This window comes from Gilvibacter sp. CC01, assembly GCF_055755295.1.
Genome location: NZ_CM146909.1, coordinates 1,650,309 through 1,670,502, shown reverse-complemented (window position 1 = coordinate 1,670,502; position 20,194 = coordinate 1,650,309). Strand labels below are relative to the sequence as shown.

The window sequence follows — 20,194 nt, the reverse complement described above, 5'->3', positions numbered from 1 at the left end:
AGTTGCGCATTCGAATAACTTTAGCTGGCACGCCTCCAACCACACTGTAATCTGCCACATCTTTGGTCACAACGGCTCCTGCGGCAATGATCACATGGTTTCCAACTTTTACACCCGCTGTTACTATCGCGTTGGCACCTATCCAAACGTCGTTTCCGATCTGGGTGCTTAAATAGTGCTTGCCCTGTTTTTGTATCGGAATATCCAGGCGGTCATCTTTGTGGTTTCTAGAATAGATCTTGATATCGGGCCCCATAATCACATGGTCTCCAATAGTAACATTGGCCTGTATCATGCTGCGAGTTCCCAACTCCGAATCATAACCCACACTGCTGTTGGGCGAAATCTCTGCGCCCGTTTTTACGCGTAATTTTTTACCGCAACTCTTTAGATAATTGCGCACCAAAAAAGCCCTCAAAGCCGGAAAGAACAAGGCATAAGGGCGGTAGTCTTCTGGCGTGTTCTTAAAAAACACTACGTAGATAAAAAAGAAGATTTTTCTCAGCATTGGTATTCTTTTATCAAGCGTTGACAAACATGATCTAGGGCCAAATCTTTAAACGAATTTATCGCTGCTTCTTGCATGTTCTTATATTGGGCTGGCGATATTGCTATGGCTTTCTGCATAACCCCAACCAGTTTTTCAGGTTGATCCAGAGGGAAAACAAAGCCGTTCTCAGTATCCCTTACCTGTTCCAAAAATTGTGGGATGTCACTAGTGATCACTGGAGTTCCGCAAAACATAGCCTCAACGGTTACTGTTGGAAAGCCCTCTGACCTTGAAGGTAAGACTAAAAATCGAGCTTGATTGTAAAGCCCCCTAAGTTGTGTGTGACTTTGGTCTATTTTGAGGTCAATTTGATATCCTTCTGCAACTAAAGACTCAAATTCTTTTTGATACTGCTCCCCCTTTCCCACTACACAAAAACGCAGCTCCTTGCCTAGCTTTTGCAAGGCCTGGAAAAAGATGTCTATCCCTTTTACATGAAAAAACGAGCCGACATATATAAAATCATAGATACGCTGTGCGTCTGGTTCTGGGTAAAACACCCTATTGTCAACACCTACGGGAAGTACGAGTTGATTCTCAATCTGCAATTTTCCTTTTACTTTCTTCGCCACATGCTGCCCCACGGGAATAGCAAGATCTACTTTTCTAGCCAATGGCCGATACAGCCATTGGTTCTTTGCAGTTACATCTGCGTTAATATCTCCTCCATGGAAGGTTACCATCAACTTAGTCTTGGGATGGAATATCTTATAAAGCCAGACCATGCCGATCAAAGGGACAAAATAATGCAGGTGAACAACCTTATAAGACCGAAATAAGAACGGAACAAAGCCAACAAAGAACTTAAGGTATTTCCAGGCAGAACCTAAAGGCCCAGTCATGGAGCGCTTCATAGTATAGAGTTCAAATTCCAGATCATCTCCAGCCATATTCGTCAAGGCTTCGTACTGATTCTTAACAAAGATGCCCGAATACTTCTTAGTAGCACTCGGGTACATATTGGATACGATAAGGACCTTTCGTTTACTCATTGCTTGGACTCAGCTTGCGTTTGGAAATAACAAATCTTATCCGTCCAGATTTGGGAACTGTTTCTAAAGTAGGGTAAGCTTGAATAAAGGCCAAGGCCGTAAAGACTATATAGCCAGCCAATGGCCGTAGGGTTATCCCATTACTGAGCAGCGAAGTTGCCAAATACCCCAGAACCACGCCGATAACCAGCATCCTGGGTCGGCGCTGTTGTATGACTAACGACAGTAGAAGCCCTAAAAAAAGTAGGGTGTAAGGCAGTCCGTTTTCGACCAAAAAGGTAAGTAGATCGTTATGGGAGTTCTTTTCGTCGTACCACCAATCGCGTGTAGTAATAAAGTCGGCTCCCTTCCCTTTACCAAAGGCAAAATCGGCTACTGTGTAGTCCTGCAACATCTCGTATTTCTCCTCGTACATTGTTATACGGCCAGAGGAGTATTTGTTCCAATCGAAGCTTGGAGATAGTGTTACAAAGGCCAATAATCCGAAAGGGATAAGTATTACCAAGCGGAGTATTAAGCGCTGAAAGGTTTTGTGCATGCTAAACAGCATCGCTCCCATAAAAACCAATAGAAATACCAAGGCCGAACGAATCTGGTATCCGAAGTTCAAAAACAAGAATCCGCCGGTGAGAAGGGCTATCACAGAGAGATACTGCCGTTTTAGGTACAACCAATAACTGAACCCTATAAAGACCCCTACTAATAGATAATTGTGAGTGTGTAATCCTGTAAAGTATACCGGAAGCCAATTGCGCCAGTGATTGTATGAAGGGTCAAACAAAGCAATGCCAACTAGGGTAAGGGCAACACAAAGCCAACACAGGCCCAGCAATAATGTTTTGAGATTATAGCCGTGTTTGCGATGCTGAACCATTAACACGCAAAAGAACAAGACCGGAGCGGCGAGTTTTAAGGTATACTCCATGCTGTCCAAAAGCCCGACGCCGTTGTAGATAGCCGTGGCAATATTGAAAAGCAGCATGGCCCCTATTAGACCCAAGCTAAGCAAAAGTCCTCTGGCGTACTTTAAGTTCTTTGCTAAATATAGCAGCATAAGCGGGAGCATCAAATACTCCAGCATTCGGCCGATTTCTTTGGGAATCCCTAGCGGGTTGAATTTTATATCGTTGGGTGTTAAATGGCGTTGCCACCAACCAACCTCAACCAGCAAATAAGAGAAAATCAGTTTAAGCACCAGCAAGATCACCAAGGTTTTTACCAAGGTGTGATCTATTCTTATGATTTTTGGTCGGCTTTCGCTCATGATCGACTATAAGATGCAAAAATTCCCTTAGGGTTGCCACACTTTTTTACGAATATAATAGGCCCCGATCAATTTAGACAAGACAACGCTTACAGCTGTTGCGGTAGCCACTCCATATATTCCATAAGACTGAACCAAACTCAGATTCAATATAACATTGACCACAAAGGCAATGAAAAGTATGTTTTGCCAGTAAACTTGATAACCTGTCATTTGGAACATTGCACTGACTGGCCCAAGTATAGCATTAACCAATTGCCCTGCGGCTAGAATGATCAAGGCCCAGGCAAAGGGAATGAATTCTTCTCCAAAAAGGCCTAAAATGAAGTTTTTAAACAAGAATATTCCTAAAAACAGGCCCGAAGCCACAACAGTGTTCACAACTACAGTAAAGCGAATCATTTTTTTGAATAATGCGATCTGATTGGTGGCGTAGGCTGCGGCGATTTTAGGCGCCAAAATAGAATCTGTAGCTTGCATGGCGAAGCTCACAACAGCAGCTACTTTGATAAGCACGCTGTAAATACCTACCTCAGCACTGTCTTTAAAGATTCCCAATATGATACTATCTGCCCACCCTAAGAACACAATCAAGGAGGCGCTAAGCAACATGGGCAAGGACTGTTTAACAAAGTGTCGTGTTCTGTAAATACTCTCTTTAACAACCGGAAACACCGTCTTTCTCAAATACGCAAGACTTATGAGTACTAGAGCCAATACAGCAGCAGTATGAGCCATAGCAGCTGCTATGGGTTCGTTTATATCAACCGCCCAAAGAAGCGCAAAAAAGAAGATCAGGCTGAACAGAAAACGGCCACCATTAAACAAGAAGGCATACAGACTGTTCATGCGCAGGCCTCGAAAAATAGCAGCGTGTAAAAGCACAAACGAAAACAACATCACGCAGGGCGCAGTCCATTTTAGAAAAGGTGTTAGTTCGGGATCATTGAAAATCGCCACACTTATTAAATCCGCAGTAAAAAAGATCCCTGCACTTACCAACAAGGTTGCTAGAAAGAGATAGGGTAAAAGCTTGAAATATATGCCTCTTGCATTGTTGATATTGTCTGCTAAGGCAAATACTTTGACAAAATGGGTGTCTATTCCCAGGCGACATACTAGGGAGCTCAAAATCATGACCGAAAAACTGAGCGACAAGCGCCCTTGAGTCTCAGCCCCAAAATACTTAACAACAAAGTATATGAAAAGATAACCACTCAAAAACCCAAGCATTCGAATTGCCAAGGCCTTGCCACCTTTGGCCAGGATCTCTTTATAGTCTGTATTTAATTTGATGTTCTTGATGGAGTTAATCTAATTTAATAGGTGCATAGCCTACCCTTTTTGAGCGAATGTAAAAATCGTCAAAATAGAGCGTTCTGCTATTTTTTTGTTGTCCGGAACTATACAGTCCAAATTTATAATAACTACCCTCGGTATTATACATATTCCTACCTCTGGCATAGACAGTGGGTTCATCGTCTTTTAGGAATACCTCACCATTTATGCTAGGTTTTGAATATCCGTCTATATCATATACACTCCAGAGGATTTCATTGGCAAATTCGTACCAGAGATTAGGTTCTAATTGAATTGGTGATCTGAGAATCTTTGCCTCTTTAAGATCGCCTGTTTGTAAACCAGTAACGTAGACCAGCTGATACCCTTGGTCCTTTGTATATTGAACAATTAAAGAGGCTGGCGGTTTGGTTTTGTGCTTATTGGTCTTCCAATTGTAACCTGCTTGTGGCTCATCATGCCATTGGTGGATCAAGAACCAAATATTAGAATCCTCTGCTTTAAAGAACGAATCTGGTAGCATGAATTTAAATCCATAGGTGCTTCTGTATCCCAAGGAATCGTGCCCTGCAATGACCAGCTCGGTTCGGTTCCCACCATGGGTACGTTCGTCAGGGTGGAGTTCCACACGGAGAACTTGGTTATTTGGATTTGTGGGATCTGCAGAAATTGCAATTCGCTCAGGAGCTGCTTTCTGGAATCGCCAGAAGCCTGCAAAATCATTTTCAAAGGAGTCTTCTCGCAGATACTCCGGATAATTACTTTCCGGACTGTAGTTTAATTGAACATCTTCCAATTGGTCGTTCTTACAAGCTAATACGCAAGTCAAAACCAGAATGGACAACAGACAATTTGTTACTTTTCTTTTCATGATCTTCTTGCATTAATTCGTCTTCTTCTAACCAAATAAATAAACATGCCAATTCCTATGACTATCCCAAGAATAAAATATAGCATAGATCTTTTAAGAGGGCTAAACTGCATTTTTTGTTGCTCTAAAAAGCTCAATATCTGAGGCGCAGTATACTCATAAATATCTGGGCGTTGTTTGATCATGGAATGACCCACATCTGGGATCACCACCAACGCTATATCATCTCCTTTCTCTCTCGCTTTTGCCTCAAAAGTTTTTAGATCGTCAATTTTTATATGATGGTCTTGGTCTCCGGAAAAGATCAAGCTAGGAACCATACGAGCAGGAGTTTCCGTGTAGACATTCCAAGGCGAGAACCACTCGGCATTCTCGGCCCCTATTCTATCAAAACCATAGCCCAGACTGTCATTGCGAAGTACCGGAGAATAGGCAACGATATAGTTGGGTCTGTATTTTGAAAACGGTGCCAATTTCCTAGGATTGGCCAGAGTGGAGGCAAATGCCATTTGGCCCCCTACAGAATTGCCTATCACCACAATTTGATCCGGGTCTAGATGGAGTTCATTGGCATGTTCCCTTAAATAGTAAATAGCATCGTGAACATCATCAAGGGCATCCATTGGGCTGGCACCCGGAAATGTTTTAGAAGTGCGGTATTCAACCACGTAGGCTTGAGCCCCAGAGGAAGACAAATCACGGGCGAGGTCTTTTAATTGAAACCAGGTAAAGTCAATCCATCCGCCCCCGCAAAGCAACACAAACGCCGGCGCCTTTTCTTTTTTGGGGATTCGGTCATTTACCTTCATACTTAATATTCTTAAGGCCTCCCCATCAGCTGTCTTTTTAAAGGTTAAGGTGTCTTGCGCATAACCGATCTGACAATGGGCCAAAAAAATAAAGACAGAAGCTTTGATGACAATATGTTTGACTGAAATGTAAGTCATTTTTAACTGGTTAAATGCAGCATGAGTATTCCATGTTTACAAGGGATTTATCTGTTATTGAGCTCAAATGCGCTGCCATCAATGCTAACCGAATTTCCAATTGTTCCAGAATACTCGCCATTGCTGACAAGAAAGAATCGTATCCTTTCTATATTATCAATTCTGGTCCTGAATACCATATCAAAAGGTAAATTTATATCATCTATAACTTTAGCGTACGTATCAAATGATCTCTTTTTTGACTTACTCACATTGGACAATTGGTGTTTAGAGCTGGGTTTTGGAAAAATCTGAACAGCCAACTTGTATTTACCATTAACTTTTGGGTGGGCTATACTGTCGAAGATTATTGTGAATTCAAACCGGCCTTCAAATTTCCTAGTGGCTATATTATTAATTACAATTTCCTCAAAAAGCGAATCTCGTCGCTTGAGTGGCAACAAATCACTCCCGTAAAGATAATCGGCCTTAAAATACTTTACGGAATCCCTTTGGCTAACCCAGAATTCATCCTTTGACCTATCAGGCAGGTCATAATTTTTATTAATGTATGAAGCCAGATACTCAGTGACTTTTATTCCCCCGGACAATGTTAAATGATAGGGGTCCTTAAAGTCATGTACATCAAGTTTCAAAGTATCATACAGATCATTGAAATTCAAATAGTTAACTCCGTATTTCTCGCAATACCTTTGAATTTCTCGGTGTACCTGATAATTGCGTCGGCTAGCAGGTAAATCTGGAGCCGTGATGATCAATAGCTCAAAATCGTGCTTTTCTGACATTTCCAGGATTTGCTCTAGCTCCTTGAGATGCCTTTGCTCAAAAAACACCTTTGTGGTGTCTAACGGTGGGGTCAAGGTTTTAAAATTCACATACTTTTTAGCCTGTTCTTCTGGCAATGATTCTAAAGCACCTACGTAACCATTATACCTAAAAGCCCTATTGGGGATAGTACCTCTTGTTCTGTTAAGCGATAAATAATCAAAGGTGAACCAATCCTGATGATTTCTGATTAAAGGAGAATATACGCTGGGCAACTCCCTTATAGAATAGGTGGAAAGTGCTTTTTTTAATTTTTGTGAGGAAAAAATGGTTTGTTCATCCATTAGTCGCAATTGCAACCCTTTCTCTTTCGTGTTCAATTCAGAAAAAGAGCCTCTGTAGAGTTCAACCACCACTAATTTTGGACTAGTGCTTTTCAAAGCGTGATCTAGTGCCATGGAAGTAAAATCAAACTTCATTAATGCAGTTCCCTTATTAAAGGACACGGTATTGGTAAGGCTGTCTAAGACCGCAGGATTGATGCTTGCGTACATATGAGAACTACCCAATAAGAGAATATCAACATTTGTTCTAGAGCTAACCCATTCAAACTCCTGCCTGGTGTTCATGTAATCAATTACTGTTATGAAAATCTTATTGAAATACCAAAAGCCTCCGCAGAGTAAAAAAATTAAAATGAAGACATTGATTTTGGACTGTTTACCCATTATTTCATTAGGTGAAGGTAATTAATATTGCAAGGCGACAAAGTTGGTGTTTGATGTGTCCATTTTCCTATCAATAATTTCAGAAATCATCGATGATCACTGGATTTCCAATTACTCCGTTGTATCCGTTGGCATCGAACAGAAAAATTCTCACACGTTCAATCTGAGAAATTTCAGAATTTAAGACCTTTACAAACGGTCTAGTTATATTTTTAAGCTCAAAGGAGAAATTATCGAACCCTCTATTCTTTCCTTTACTTTGTAGAGCGCGTTGATACTCATACCCTTTCTTTGGAAAAACTTGAATTCCCAAATTGTATTTTCCATTATACTTAGAGCTGTTATCATTAAAATGAAAGCTAAATTGAAGTCTGCCTAGAATTTGTCTTACCTCAAAATTACTAAAACTCAGTTCAGGCAAAAGGTATCTCATAGCCGAGTCCCTAAGCATTAACTTACCCTCTATCGCCTGTAGCTTACGGTTCGTAAAATCCCGCTGTATATGCTGCCACTCCGAATCTGCTGAACGGTCTGGCAAATCAAAGTTCTCATAAATAAAATCCCCCAATAATTTCGATGATTTGATAGCCCCGTAAAAATTCAAGTGACTAGCATCCTTAAAGTCTTGAATCTTTAAATCCATTTGCTCATAATACTCGTTCTCATTTAGGTAAGGAATATTATATTGATTCACCAGGCTATCTAGTTCTAAATATAACTGCTTATTAACCCACGGATACCACAGATCTGGAGCCGTGTAAAAAAGCAATTCAAAATCATGATTTTCGGACAGTTCTTTTAAGTATTTGATCTCCTCGATGTGAATTGCCCTGAAATATGGGTCTGCCTTACTTGATTGAGGAAGCACATCTCTAAAAAATTTAAAATCCTCAGCCAAACTATCATGGATTGAGCTATAAACTCCCATATAACCACGATCAAAGAAGTTTTTCCTAGGATCTATCTCCAATCCCCTATACAAACTTTTATAATTTAGAGTAGGCCAATTCTTGTGATTTCTGATAAGTGTAGAATACACTCCCAAGATCTCCTCACTCGAATAGATTTCTCGGACTCGCTTGAGTTTTTGCAAAGAAGCATGGGATGCAAAGTCCAAAGCTCGTAATTGAAAGCCTTTGGAAATATCAGTCTCAATCTTTGCAACCGACCCGCGAAAAATCTCGACAGCTACGAGCTTTGGTTTGCAAGACTTAAGTGCTTCTTCTATGATAATGCTAGATAGTTCAAGGCGAAGACCATCACTACCAAAACTAAAACTTCGGCTCTTGGTTTGCTTGTCAACTACTGCGGGTATTGTAGAGGTAAAAACATGAGAGCTACCAACGAAAAGTAAATCTATTTCGCTGTTCTTTGAAAATGATTCAAATGCTTCTGCGGTATTATTCAACTTATGTTTAGAAGCAAAAACCTGATCCAAATACCTAAACCCTACACATAGTAGGATAATAAAAATGGCGCTATTTATTATAGATCTAACTCCCATCAGAACTGAAAATAGATGAATTCAGATACTCCGTCTTCCCCGTAAATCCCAAAAATCAATATGACAAACACAACTATGGCGTAGAAAACAGGACGAATAAAAAATGGCAGCTTGTCTAAGATCTTGACTGCGTTAAATCTGCGATGGACAGCATCGAAAATCAACAGTAACACAATCGCTATAAGGCCAGCATAAAATTCAGGCTTTATCAACCCTAAGTCAAAATAATTGGTCTCCTTGGACCAGTCGAAGATTCCCCCAGCCACATAAAGCGCATCCGCCGTGCTGTTGGCCCTAAAGAATATCCAGGCAAAGGTGGCTATTACAAAAGTGAGTGGAATGAACACTAAGGTGCCAACAATGCCCTTGCGACTTAGCTTTAAGCCGTGATTACTCATGGCCTTTTCCAAAACAATGAAGAGTCCGTGAATAGCTCCCCAGATAATAAAAGTAATAGCTGCTCCGTGCCAAAGTCCACTGACCAAAAACACTATGAATAAATTGGTGTACACACGCAACTCTTTCTTACGACTTCCGCCTAGCGGAATGTAAACATAGTCTCTAAACCATGTCGAAAGTGAAATGTGCCAACGCCTCCAGAATTCTGTGATCGATTTAGAAAAATATGGGGCGTCAAAGTTCTTCATTAAATCAAAACCTAGCGTGCGCGCTGCTCCAATTGCAATATCACTGTAACCAGAGAAATCGCAGTAGATCTGAAATGCAAAAGCTATAGTGGCCACTACTAATGCGCCTCCACCATAGCTCTCCGGATCATTATAAACCTGATTTACCAAAATACCCAAACGATCTGCAATGACCATTTTTTTGAACAGTCCGAAAGCCATCAATAGTAGGCCAGTGCGCGCATATTTATAATTGAATTTATGGGTCACAAAAAATTGTGGCAACAGGTGTTTTGCACGTTCAATAGGCCCGGCCACCAATTGTGGAAAGAAGGCCACAAAAGAGAAGAAAGCCAATATGTTCCGCGTCGGTTTGATCTTCCCGTAATAGATGTCGATGGTGTAGCTCAGGGTTTGAAAGGTGTAGAAACTTATACCAACCGGTAAAATTATGTCTAGGGTTGTCGCTTGAATCTCGCCTCCAAAAAAGCGAAAGCTCTGCACAAAAGAATCGATAAAGAAATTGGCGTACTTGAAGTAGACCAGCAGTCCTAAGTTAGAGACCAAACTAACTAAGAGCAGGGCTTTTCTTTTGGGTTTTTTTACGGATTCACCCAGGGCTTTGCCAACAAAAAAATCGACAAAAGAGCTAAAAATGATCAGGAACAAAAAGCGCCAATCCCACCAGCCGTAAAAGAGATAGCTGGCTCCGAGGATCAAGATATTTCTCAAGGTCAATTGCTTGGCGACCAACCAGTACAGCACAAAGAATACTGGAAAGAAAATGGCAAAGTCAATTGAATTGAATAACACGGGCGCTGGTAAATTTTAGAGCATGCCTACAAAGTCTAGTTTCTGCTTTTTATCTACAATTTGCAGAGATCGAAACCCTTTATGCCCAACCAAGAAAACAATAATATCGGCTTGCTTGACTGCATCAGATGCTTCAGTGAGCTCACGCCCATGACTGTTTTGCAAATTCGGTTCTACTTGTAAGACCTGGTGACCTTCGGCTATAAGTGTATCGGTCACATAAAGTGCGGGCGACTCTCTTAGATCGTCAATATCGGGTTTAAAAGCCAAGCCCATACAGGCAATGACTGGTTCGCGTTTATGCTCAATTTTAAAGGCGAGCGCTTTGTTCTTTATTTTCTCAATAACCCACTCAGTCTTGTAATTATTCACCTCGCGAGACTTGCGAATTATCTTACTCTCCTCTGGGAATTCCGAAACAATAAACCAAGGGTCTACAGCAATACAGTGCCCTCCTACTCCCGTTCCTGGGCGTAAAATGTTCACCCTTGGGTGTTTATTTGCCAAAGCGATCATCTCCCAAACATCAATCCCAGCCTTATCACAGATCATAGAAAGTTCATTGGCAAAAGCGATCTGGTTATCCCTAGAGGCATTCTCCACCAACTTAACCATCTCTGCGGTCTTGGCATTGGTCGGGTGCAGGTCTCCTACCACAAAGTGTTTGTAAAAGGCAATTGCCTTTTGGGTAGACTGCTCGTCAATTCCGCCAATTGCGCGGTCGTTGTGCTTGAGTTCGTGTAAAACATTTCCAGGTAATACACGCTCCGGACAATAGGCCATATAGACATCGCCATTTAGTTCCGGACGTCTGTCATGGATCAAGGCTCGCATCTTCTCCGTGGTTCCAACCGGAGAAGTAGACTCTAAAATCACTAGAGCGCCCTTTTTAAGCGTTGGAATTATCTTTTCGGTGGCAGCGGTCACAAAACTAAGATCGGGCACGTGATCGTCTTTAAATGGCGTAGGAACGGCAATTAAATAGACATCTGCCTCTTCTGGTTGGGTTGTAGCACGCAAATGTCCTTTGTGCACTACATGATGCACCAAACCGTCTAGGTCTGGTTCTACAATATGAATCTGCCCGCGGTTAATGGTGTCTACCACGTGCTGATGTATATCTACGCCTATCACTTCCAAGCCTCGGCTGGCAATTAGTGCGGCGGTAGGCAGGCCAATATAGCCCAAGCCCATCATTACTACTTTTGGTTTATGTGCCATGTTATATTTGGTTCATAAAACTAACAATTCTTTCACAGGCCTTTCCGTCTCCGTAAGGGTTGTGCAATTGGCTTAACTTCTTGTATTGCTGCGGATCGTCTAAGAGCTTCTGCGTTTCAGCAACGATAAGATTCACATCGGTACCGACCAACAATACCGTACCAGCCTCTACAGCCTCAGGGCGTTCGGTTGTGGTGCGAGTCACTAAGACCGGTTTGCCCAAACTCGGGGCCTCTTCTTGGATTCCTCCGCTGTCGGTAATGATGATATGCGAACGCTTCATCAGCCAAATAAAGGCAGGATATGCCAAAGGATCTACCAAATGAATATTAGAAATATCTTGGAGGTATTCATTAACAGGGCCTTTTACGTTCGGGTTCAAATGTACCGGATAGATCAGCTCTACATCCGCATTGGCCGAAGCGATCTGACTTAAGGATTTACAAATGGCCTCCAGACCATCTCCGTGATTTTCTCTACGGTGGCCAGTGATCAGTATCAAGCGTTTCTGCGGATCCAGCAGCCCTTTAAGCTGTTCAATTTCCGAGTTGGAATAATTGGGTTGTTCCACAATTTCCAAACCTTTGAACAAAGCGTCTATCACCGTATTTCCGGTAATACAAATGGCAGATTCGGCTGTGTTTTCTCTTTTTAAGTTTGCTGCAGAGGTTGGTGTAGGCGCAAAATGATAATCTGCAATCTTGCCTGTTAGGGTCCTGTTGAACTCCTCTGGAAAAGGATATTGCCTGTTAAAGGTTCTCAGGCCTGCTTCCACGTGACAAACTTTAGCCCCACTGTAAAAGGCTGCTATTCCTGCAGCCGTTGATGTTGTTGTATCACCGTGTACGTAAACGTAATCCGGATTAAACTTTTCCAAAACCGGTTTTAAACTCGTGATTATATCCGCAGTAAGGCTATACAAATTCTGATTCGGGCGCATTAGGTTCAGGTCAAAATCAGGGCTTATAGCAAAGAAGTCAAGTACCTGATCTAACATCTCGCGGTGTTGTCCTGTCACGCACACTTTTACCTCCCAATTGGTCTGGCCAAGGGCGTGGTGTACCAAGGGAGCCATTTTTATGGCCTCCGGACGGGTTCCAAAAACAATTAAATGACGGCTTTTAGTCATGGTTCATTAGTTGATGCAGACTGGCTTTCCACTCCGGGGGATTCACGCCAAAGACCTCTTTGATCTTTTCCTTGCTTAAAACGCTGTAGGCTGGGCGCGCTGCAAATGTAGCATAATGCGCCGTTGCCCCAACTTGATTCTCGTGCTTTTTTGATAAGCCGGCAGCGATAGCCGAGGCAAATTCATACCAGGTGGCCTGACCGGTATTGCTGTAATGATAAGTTCCGTATTGCTTGTGATTCTCGCTAATTAAGGTCCAGATAAAACCTGCAAAGTCTAAACCGTTGGTCGGAGTCCCTGTTTGATCTGTGGTTATGCTTAAGGTTTGTCCGTCCTCTAGTTTTTGTCTAATAGATCGGTAAAAGTTATGTCCATAAGGGCTGTAAAGCCAAGAGGTTCTGACTATAAAATGCTCTGGTAATTTTGAACGAATAGCAGATTCGCCTGCTTCTTTAGAAGCCCCATAAACATTGATGGGTGCTACCGACTGATCTTCTCGATAAGGTGCCGAAGCGGTTCCCCCAAAAACATAGTCCGTAGAAGGATGTATTAGCGTTGTGTTATGTGCGGCACAAATTTCTCCCAGTTTAGCCACAGCAAAGGCGTTCACTGCAAAGGCAGCATCCCGTTCGGATTCGGCTTTATCTACCGCCGTGTAAGCTGCTGTATTAATGCAGTAATCAAATTTATGCTGTTTGAAAAGCTTCGCTATCTCTTCGGATTTTGTAAGGTCAAGCTGGTCGCGATCCGTCCACAGCACTTTAGAAGCCAAATCCTTTGTCACAGTGGCCTGTAAACATCGGCCAAGTTGACCAGAAGCTCCAGTAACAAGTATGCGCTTTGCTGTCATTTTGGAATTAGAAGTTAGTCGGGTCGAAATAAGGCAAATTCTGATCTTTCTCAGAAATGATCATTTCGTCTTTGGGTAGACGCCAATCTATGCCTAAGGTTGCGTCATCATATCGAATTCCTGAATCTGCTTCACGATTGTAAAAGGCATCGCACTTATAGGCAAATATCGAGCTATCTGATAAGGTAATGAACCCATGAGCACAGCCTCGTGGGATATAAAGCTGTTGCTTGTTTTCTTGATCCAGAATTGCACTGTAATGCTGTCCAAAACTCGGCGAGTCTTTGCGCAGATCTACCACAACATCTAATACTTGGCCTTTGACAACGCGTACCAATTTGGCTTGCTGATGGGGAGCATTTTGAAAATGCAATCCACGCAGCACACCCTTAGTAGATCGTGATTGATTGTCTTGTACAAAGGAGGTTTGAATCCCTGTTTGGGCCTGAAATTTCTCTTGGTGAAAGGTTTCGCAGAAATAACCGCGCTCATCCTCATAAACCTCAGGAGTGATCAAAAAACAGTCTTTTATTGGAGTCTTATCAACTTTCATTCTAGTCCAGCTGCATTAGATAATTTCCGTAACCACTTTTTACCAAGGGTTCGGCCAATTTTTGCAATTGCGCCTTATCGATGTATTTCATCTGGTAAGCCGCCTCTTCTATGGCCCCAATTTTAAGGCCTTGTCGCTGTTCAATAACCTCAACGAACTGACTTGCCTGCATAAGCGATTCGAAGGTTCCAGTATCTAACCAAGCGGTTCCTTTGTCCAATACCGCAACTTGCAATTGCCCATCTTGTAAATACACATTGTTCACGTCTGTGATCTCCAATTCGCCGCGCGCACTTGGCTGAATATTCTTTGCAATTTCTACCACGCGATTATCGTAGAAATAGATTCCAGGAACGGCGTAGTTAGATTTAGGTTTTGCCGGTTTTTCTTCTATGCTCACAGCTTTGCCAGCTACATCAAAATCGACCACTCCGTAACGCTGCGGATCGTTCACGTGATAGGCGTATATAATTCCTCCCTGCGGATCATTATTGGCCTGTAAGAGTTCTTTAAGGCCGCTGCCGTAAAATATGTTATCACCCAAAATAAGGGCTACCTTGTCATCGCCAATAAACTGTTCGCCGATTATAAACGCTTCTGCCAAACCTTTGGGTTCCGCCTGTGTGGCATAACTAAAAGAACAACCGAGTTGTTTACCATCTCCCAAAAGGGTCTTGAATAGCGGAAGGTCTTTCGGAGTTGAAATGATCAAAATCTCACAAATCCCCGCGTACATCAAAGTGCTCAGCGGATAGTAGATCATGGGCTTGTCATAAACCGGCATAAGTTGCTTACTCACCGCTATGGTTAGTGGATGTAAGCGCGTACCGGAGCCTCCGGCTAATATAATCCCTTTCATAGTCCAAGTCTGTTTTTGTGGTTTAAATACCAGTTCAAGGTTTTGTCCATACCCGATTCAAAATGCTCTTGTGCTTCCCAACCCAACTCTGTTGTTATTTTGGAGGCGTCTATGGCATATCTAAAATCATGTCCTGGTCTGTCAGTCACAAAACTGATCTGCGATTTGTACGACTGCCCGTCCTCTCGTGGAACTTTTTGATCCAGCAGTTCACAGATATAATTGGCGATATACAAATTGTTTCTTTCGTTCTTGCCGCCAATATTGTAAGTTTCACCGAGTCTACCATTTTCTAAGGCCCGATGTACGCCGCTGCAATGGTCCGCCACATAAAGCCAATCGCGAATGTTTTGACCGTCTCCGTAGATTGGGATATTCTTCCCTGAAATAGCAGAACGAATTATAGTTGGGATGAGTTTTTCACTGTGCTGATGGGGTCCGTAATTGTTAGAACAATTGGTTGTAACCGCTGGGAAACCATAGGTGTGAAAATAGCTGCGCACCAACATATCAGAAGCGGCTTTTGAAGCACTGTAGGGACTGTTGGGGGCGTAAGGTGTTTGTTCGGTAAACAAGCCTTCTGCGCCTAAGGTTCCGTAAACCTCATCGGTAGAAACGTGTAAAAAACGAGCGTTCTCACAGCCCGACTTGAACTTGTTGGGCGCATCCATCCAATGCTTGAAAGCAACTTGCAACAAGCGATGTGTGCCTACCACATTGGTTTGTACAAAGGCATCCGGATTAGAAATGGAGTTATCTACATGAGACTCCGCGGCAAAATGAACTACCCACGCAAAACCGTATTCTGAGAATAAGGAATCAACCAAAGTGGCATCACAGATGTCACCTTCTACAAAGTGATAATTAGGATTAGATTCGGCAAATTCGAGGTTTCTTAGATCTCCTGCATAGGTTAGTTTGTCTAAGTTGACCACAGTTAAGTCCGTAGTCTCGAGCAGCATTTTAATGTAATTCGACCCAATGAATCCTGCGCCACCAGTAACCAGTATGGCTTTACTGTTCTGGGGCATCGGCAATGCGTCTTAATCGAACATACATGAATCTGAAAAATGCTAGCAAGCAAAAACCACCGAACAATACAACTGGAAGCATGATCATTCTGCGTTCAGCAAAACTGCGATCTGCCGGATATACCGCCAAGTTAGACATAGGCACCACCGTCTGCTCGGTTAAAATGAGCTCCTCTCTTAGCAATTTTATTTCATTTTGGATTTCCACCTTAGAGCGTATCAGTTGGTCAAAATCGTCATCTTTTTCAACGATCAGCGTTCCGCTACCAGAGGTTTGTTTCTTGGTGGCGTCTCTAAGCTCTTTGATCAGCGTGTCTATTTGCATAACCGTTTCTTGCTTAGAGCGCAATTGATCCTGCAAATTGTTTACAGACATCTCACGCATTTGCTCAATGGCAGGATTATTGTTTATATACGCGAGAAGAGCGCTGATGATCTGCTCTTTTCCGTTCGCTTTAAAACCAACTTCAAGGTTGTGGTATCGATAATCCGTATCGAATGTTTTGTAAAGTGCAAACTCGTCATCTTCTTCAAACTCAACATTCTTTAAAACAGACTCCAAGCTGCGGTTGCTATCTTCGAAACGACTCACTATGTCTTGCATTCTGACCACTGGGGTCACAGCGATGCTTATTAACTCAGGATCTTCCATATCAAGACCCACAGCCTCCATAAAGGCCTTATCGCTTTGGTCTATCTTTTTCTGCATCAGTTCAACGGTCTGGTACAAATACCCTGCGCCGTCAAAATTAACTCGTACCAAGACTTTCGCTGTTTTCCCTCGAGCCTCAGATTGTTGCCAGAAATAGCCTCCAGCGGCTCCTCCCACAATTAAAATCAATGCAATATACCAGTACTTCAACAAGAAATCTATGGCCGAAAAACCTAATCGAACTGTGTTTCGATAAGACTTTCCAACAGCGTTGAATAGATATCCCAGATCTATTTCGTCAGACAGGTGTTGGTTGTTACTCATTGTTAGTTAGCTTAATATTTGTTCCAATATTTTTTCTGTGATCAGATAAGTGGGTTTTACTCCCGTTGTTCCCAAACCGCCAGAAGCCAAAGTGCTTCCTGTTTTTAGTGGATTATCTGAAGCGTAATACGCGTAATTCACCTTTACTTTTTTGCCTATACTGCCTCTTATTTTAGATGCAGATTGAATGGCTTTCTGATAATGCGCACCTTCCATTTCCAGGCCGATCACATTCCAAGTTGATTCGTAAAAGAACTGCAAAATATCTTTATTCTGCAAGGATGTTCCTAAAACTGTGATCATAGCCCCGGTACATACTTTGACATCGTCGTCTGCAAACATGGCCTTCTTTAAACGGTTTTTAAAGGGATAATTGTCTGCTGTTCCTTCAAAAATGTGTGCAGAAGGAATCATAATATCGCCTTTGTCACCTTCTAAAATCCCCGCTTTCCCCATAATGGATACGGATTCTACGTTTAAGAAGTGCTTTTTGCCTTGCTCACATTTGTAGGGTTTTAGAAGCTCGTCCATGGTTTCGTAAGCCTGTTCGCCAAAGGCGTAATCCATAACCACGATTATTGGATGCAGCTTTTCTGCTGAGGTTGCGTCTGTCGCGGCAGGAGTGTAGTCTGGATAAGACTCCAGATCAAAGATCTGCACATCGATATTGGTGCCACTGCTGTCCTTAAGATAGATCATACCTTCCTGCTGTGCCTTTTTGTAAACCTTTGCCCTTGAGGTTTTACTTTCTTCTTTGCTGAGGGACTGATAGACCTCTAAGGCAGATTTTTTAGCGAATTCAGCAGGTAAAGCACGTTTGGCGTAAAGCGTATTCATAACCGAGTGCATATTAGCGCTTATAATGTGAATTGGACGCTTGAGCCAATCGCGACTAAAGAGTTCTTTTTTAATATTATCTGCCCACCTTTCTCCGTGAATGTGATGTCCGAGTCTTTCTCGTAAAACAGGTGAAAAAGTGATTAGGCGCTTGGTTTTATTCAGATGTTCGTCCAAGGCCAATTTACCGAGGTGATAAATGATGCTGATGAATCTGTTCGGATTCTCCTTACAGCTAAAACTGCTGTAAATATTGTTCACCTCTTCGAAAGTACGTCCAAGGATATTCGCAATATGTGTAATGGCTATCTCTTTATCTACCTGGCTCAATTTTGCATTCTTAGCCACGGCTTCTTCCACCTTTTTCCAATCGCGGATGTATTCGCCCTCATCGTCAATTAGGACGCGCTCCATGATCTTGTGTGATTCTATATACAAGAAGGTTAGGTGCGTCAAGATATCGTAGATCTCTGAGCGGCCTCGAGTAACCTCGATATTCATTTGCTCTTTATCTATACGATAACAGTTTCTGCGGCGTTTTGCCGGAACTATAGGTTTAAAGTGCGAGTTCGCATAGCCCTCATTACTGGTTAAGTTGATGTAGCTACATTCTTCTATCCCATAGGGAAGCCTATCCATAACATACAACAAGCCATTGAGCTCTATTTTCTCATCTGCGATGGAGCCATAGATCTCCGGTTGTAAGGTCAATAAGGAATCGCGAAGTGTTTCTCCAGAAACGCCCATGGGTTTGTAGAAACCACGGTTAAATAAGTGACGCATGGTAATATACATGCGCTCTATTGCCGCTGTACTTTCTTGGGCTCTTGTACGTTCTAGCGTTGGGTTAACTGCCATACCGATTTTGGGCCAAAGATACAGAAATTAGCCTTGCAGCCTCAATAAGGCGTCTGCTATTTTACGGTCATTCGATAGGCGAGGGATCTTATTCTGACCTCCTAATTTCCCTTCTTGCTTCATGTGAGCATTAAAACTTCCCGGTTTTAAGGGAGTAATAACCAGGGTTCTTAAAATTGAACCTTCTAAAAGATCCGCATAATAGGTGTTCTGTGCTTGTAGTTCTTTGTCCAGACAGCGCGCAACGGCCTGCAGATCGTCCGGTAAGGATTCTGCCTCTACCAACCACTCGTGATACGGCAGACCAGAATCTGGATTGATCTGTGGCGCAACGGTGAACTCGTTGATCTTAAGGCCAAAAGTGTCTATGGCCACCTTCATGGCCTGTTCCACCTCTTTACCAATAACGTGTTCGCCAAAGGCCGAAATAAAGTGTTTGATGCGTCCGGAAACTATGACACGATAAGGTTTAAGGCTGGTGAATTGTACCGTATCACCTAAATTATACGCCCAAAGTCCAGCGGTAGTAGAGATAATCATCACATAGTTCACTCCCAATTCAACTTCCCACACGGGAACGCGCTTGGGGTTGTCTTCGAAGAACTCCTCCGCTTTAATAAACTCGTAGAATATCCCAGCATTTAGCAGTAACAGCATTCCCTGCTGGTCTTGACTATCCTGATAGGCAAAAAACCCTTCCGAAGCCGGATACAGCTCTATACTGGGCACTTTTCTGCCAATAAGTTCTTCAAAACGCGCCTTGTAGGGAGCAAAATTTACTCCGCCGTAAATAAAGAGCTTGAAATTCGGGAAGAGCTCGCCAACTGGCTTTCCGCCTTTAGCGATCAAACGTTCAAAATACATCTGTACCCAAGATGGAATACCGCTTATAACGCGCATATCTTCGGGTAGGGTTTCCGCAACTATGGCATCGACCTTGGTTTCCCAGTCGTCTATGCAATTGGTCTCCCAGCTTGGCATGCGGTTCTTTTGTAAATAAGACGGCACATAATGGGCCACAATGCCCGAAAGTCGTCCTGTTTGTATACCGTTCTTGGTTGCCATTTCTGGGCTGCCCTGCAAAAAGATCATTTTGCCATCCACAAAGTCTGCTTTTCCGGTCTCTGCGATATAACAAAGAATGGCGTTTCTTGCTGCCTTGATGTGCTCGGGCATAGAGACTTCGGTAATAGGAATATACTTTGCTCCGGAGGTGGTTCCAGAGGTCTTGGCAAAATAGAGGGGTTTCCCTGGCCAGAGTACATCTGCCTCACCGGCCACTACTCGGTCTACATAAGTCCGCAGGGCTTCATAGTCTCTAACGGGTACCTTGGCAGCGAATTCGCGGTGATTGTTTATGTTCTCAAAATCGTGATCGCGTCCAAAAACTGTTCCCTTGGCAGTTTCCAATAGGTTTTTCAAAACCTCCATTTGATACTGCCTTGGTGCCGCAGACCATCGGTTTATGTCTCGTTTTACCTTTTTGGCAAGTAATTTTGCTGCAAATGATTTTAGCGACAT

Annotated in this window: 17 protein-coding genes and 1 pseudogene; all 18 read right to left on the bottom strand. The window is 42.7% G+C overall.

Annotation, left to right across the window (positions count from 1 at the left end; translation table 11 throughout):
• Positions 1–4 precede the first annotated feature (4 nt).
• Positions 5–163 (bottom strand): annotated as a pseudogene (locus AC0J2F_RS07890) (DapH/DapD/GlmU-related protein); the annotation flags it as partial.
• 338 nt (positions 164–501) lie between these two features.
• Entirely contained in the window at positions 502–1,542 is a 1,041-nt protein-coding gene (locus AC0J2F_RS07885) for a glycosyltransferase family 4 protein (RefSeq protein ID WP_473007177.1), read from the bottom strand.
• Positions 1,535–2,806, bottom strand: coding sequence for a hypothetical protein (locus tag AC0J2F_RS07880; RefSeq protein WP_473007176.1), 1,272 nt, complete (start codon positions 2,804–2,806; stop codon positions 1,535–1,537). Before AC0J2F_RS07880 ends, AC0J2F_RS07885 begins: the two co-directional genes overlap by 8 nt.
• A 27-nt stretch (positions 2,807–2,833) precedes the next feature.
• Positions 2,834–4,039 (bottom strand): oligosaccharide flippase family protein, encoded by a 1,206-nt coding sequence (locus tag AC0J2F_RS07875; RefSeq protein ID WP_473009377.1) that lies wholly within the window; start codon positions 4,037–4,039, stop codon positions 2,834–2,836.
• Between the two features lie 76 nt (positions 4,040–4,115).
• Positions 4,116–4,976, bottom strand: coding sequence for a heparin lyase I family protein (locus tag AC0J2F_RS07870; protein WP_473007175.1), 861 nt, complete (start codon positions 4,974–4,976; stop codon positions 4,116–4,118).
• Positions 4,973–5,923, bottom strand: coding sequence for an alpha/beta hydrolase (locus AC0J2F_RS07865; RefSeq protein WP_473007174.1), 951 nt, complete (start codon positions 5,921–5,923; stop codon positions 4,973–4,975). Before AC0J2F_RS07865 ends, AC0J2F_RS07870 begins: the two co-directional genes overlap by 4 nt.
• A gap of 47 nt (positions 5,924–5,970) precedes the next feature.
• Positions 5,971–7,416 (bottom strand): hypothetical protein, encoded by a 1,446-nt coding sequence (locus tag AC0J2F_RS07860; protein WP_473007173.1) that lies wholly within the window; start codon positions 7,414–7,416, stop codon positions 5,971–5,973.
• A 79-nt stretch (positions 7,417–7,495) separates the two neighbouring features.
• A complete protein-coding gene (locus tag AC0J2F_RS07855) occupies positions 7,496–8,824 on the bottom strand; it encodes a hypothetical protein (RefSeq protein ID WP_473007172.1) in 1,329 nt (442 codons plus the stop codon).
• Positions 8,825–8,919: 95 nt separating this feature from the next.
• Positions 8,920–10,359: an MBOAT family O-acyltransferase gene (locus tag AC0J2F_RS07850; protein WP_473007171.1), complete on the bottom strand. Its 1,440-nt coding sequence runs from the start codon at positions 10,357–10,359 to the stop codon at positions 8,920–8,922.
• Between the two features lie 15 nt (positions 10,360–10,374).
• Complete coding sequence (wecC, locus tag AC0J2F_RS07845) at positions 10,375–11,580, bottom strand: UDP-N-acetyl-D-mannosamine dehydrogenase (protein WP_473007170.1); 1,206 nt, start codon at positions 11,578–11,580, stop codon at positions 10,375–10,377.
• Position 11,581: 1 nt separating this feature from the next.
• Positions 11,582–12,709: a non-hydrolyzing UDP-N-acetylglucosamine 2-epimerase gene (gene wecB, locus AC0J2F_RS07840; protein WP_473007169.1), complete on the bottom strand. Its 1,128-nt coding sequence runs from the start codon at positions 12,707–12,709 to the stop codon at positions 11,582–11,584.
• Entirely contained in the window at positions 12,702–13,559 is an 858-nt protein-coding gene (rfbD, locus tag AC0J2F_RS07835) for a dTDP-4-dehydrorhamnose reductase (protein ID WP_473007168.1), read from the bottom strand. Before rfbD ends, wecB begins: the two co-directional genes overlap by 8 nt.
• 7 nt (positions 13,560–13,566) lie before the next feature.
• Positions 13,567–14,112, bottom strand: a complete 546-nt coding sequence (gene rfbC, locus AC0J2F_RS07830; protein WP_473007167.1) for a dTDP-4-dehydrorhamnose 3,5-epimerase — start codon at positions 14,110–14,112, stop codon at positions 13,567–13,569.
• Position 14,113: 1 nt separating this feature from the next.
• Positions 14,114–14,971, bottom strand: coding sequence for a glucose-1-phosphate thymidylyltransferase RfbA (rfbA, locus tag AC0J2F_RS07825; RefSeq protein WP_473007166.1), 858 nt, complete (start codon positions 14,969–14,971; stop codon positions 14,114–14,116).
• On the bottom strand, positions 14,968–16,002 hold the full coding sequence (gene rfbB, locus AC0J2F_RS07820; RefSeq protein ID WP_473007165.1) for a dTDP-glucose 4,6-dehydratase: 1,035 nt from the start codon (positions 16,000–16,002) through the stop codon (positions 14,968–14,970). Before rfbB ends, rfbA begins: the two co-directional genes overlap by 4 nt.
• Positions 15,986–16,978: a hypothetical protein gene (locus tag AC0J2F_RS07815; protein WP_473007164.1), complete on the bottom strand. Its 993-nt coding sequence runs from the start codon at positions 16,976–16,978 to the stop codon at positions 15,986–15,988. The genes rfbB and AC0J2F_RS07815 overlap by 17 nt, the downstream gene beginning before the upstream one ends.
• A 6-nt stretch (positions 16,979–16,984) precedes the next feature.
• Positions 16,985–18,673 carry a DUF6909 family protein gene (locus AC0J2F_RS07810; protein ID WP_473007163.1) on the bottom strand — a complete coding sequence of 563 codons (1,689 nt, stop codon included), beginning with the start codon at positions 18,671–18,673 and terminating at the stop codon, positions 16,985–16,987.
• Positions 18,674–18,700: 27 nt separating this feature from the next.
• Complete coding sequence (locus AC0J2F_RS07805) at positions 18,701–20,194, bottom strand: GH3 auxin-responsive promoter family protein (protein ID WP_473007162.1); 1,494 nt, start codon at positions 20,192–20,194, stop codon at positions 18,701–18,703.

What these genes read in the sequence shown, in the direction of transcription:
- AC0J2F_RS07885 (WP_473007177.1), bottom strand. Translation starts at nt 1,542, where the DNA reads ATGAGTAAACGAAAGGTCCTTATCGTATCCAATATGTACCCGAGTGCT.
- AC0J2F_RS07880 (WP_473007176.1), bottom strand. Translation starts at nt 2,806, where the DNA reads ATGAGCGAAAGCCGACCAAAAATCATAAGAATAGATCACACCTTGGTA.
- AC0J2F_RS07875 (WP_473009377.1), bottom strand. Translation starts at nt 4,039, where the DNA reads ATGCTTGGGTTTTTGAGTGGTTATCTTTTCATATACTTTGTTGTTAAG.
- AC0J2F_RS07870 (WP_473007175.1), bottom strand. Translation starts at nt 4,976, where the DNA reads ATGAAAAGAAAAGTAACAAATTGTCTGTTGTCCATTCTGGTTTTGACT.
- AC0J2F_RS07865 (WP_473007174.1), bottom strand. Translation starts at nt 5,923, where the DNA reads ATGACTTACATTTCAGTCAAACATATTGTCATCAAAGCTTCTGTCTTT.
- AC0J2F_RS07860 (WP_473007173.1), bottom strand. Translation starts at nt 7,416, where the DNA reads ATGGGTAAACAGTCCAAAATCAATGTCTTCATTTTAATTTTTTTACTC.
- wecC (WP_473007170.1), bottom strand. Translation starts at nt 11,580, where the DNA reads ATGGCACATAAACCAAAAGTAGTAATGATGGGCTTGGGCTATATTGGC.
- wecB (WP_473007169.1), bottom strand. Translation starts at nt 12,709, where the DNA reads ATGACTAAAAGCCGTCATTTAATTGTTTTTGGAACCCGTCCGGAGGCC.
- rfbD (WP_473007168.1), bottom strand. Translation starts at nt 13,559, where the DNA reads ATGACAGCAAAGCGCATACTTGTTACTGGAGCTTCTGGTCAACTTGGC.
- rfbC (WP_473007167.1), bottom strand. Translation starts at nt 14,112, where the DNA reads ATGAAAGTTGATAAGACTCCAATAAAAGACTGTTTTTTGATCACTCCT.
- rfbA (WP_473007166.1), bottom strand. Translation starts at nt 14,971, where the DNA reads ATGAAAGGGATTATATTAGCCGGAGGCTCCGGTACGCGCTTACATCCA.
- rfbB (WP_473007165.1), bottom strand. Translation starts at nt 16,002, where the DNA reads ATGCCCCAGAACAGTAAAGCCATACTGGTTACTGGTGGCGCAGGATTC.
- AC0J2F_RS07815 (WP_473007164.1), bottom strand. Translation starts at nt 16,978, where the DNA reads ATGAGTAACAACCAACACCTGTCTGACGAAATAGATCTGGGATATCTA.
- AC0J2F_RS07810 (WP_473007163.1), bottom strand. Translation starts at nt 18,673, where the DNA reads ATGGCAGTTAACCCAACGCTAGAACGTACAAGAGCCCAAGAAAGTACA.
- AC0J2F_RS07805 (WP_473007162.1), bottom strand. Translation starts at nt 20,194, where the DNA reads ATGTCGCTAAAATCATTTGCAGCAAAATTACTTGCCAAAAAGGTAAAA.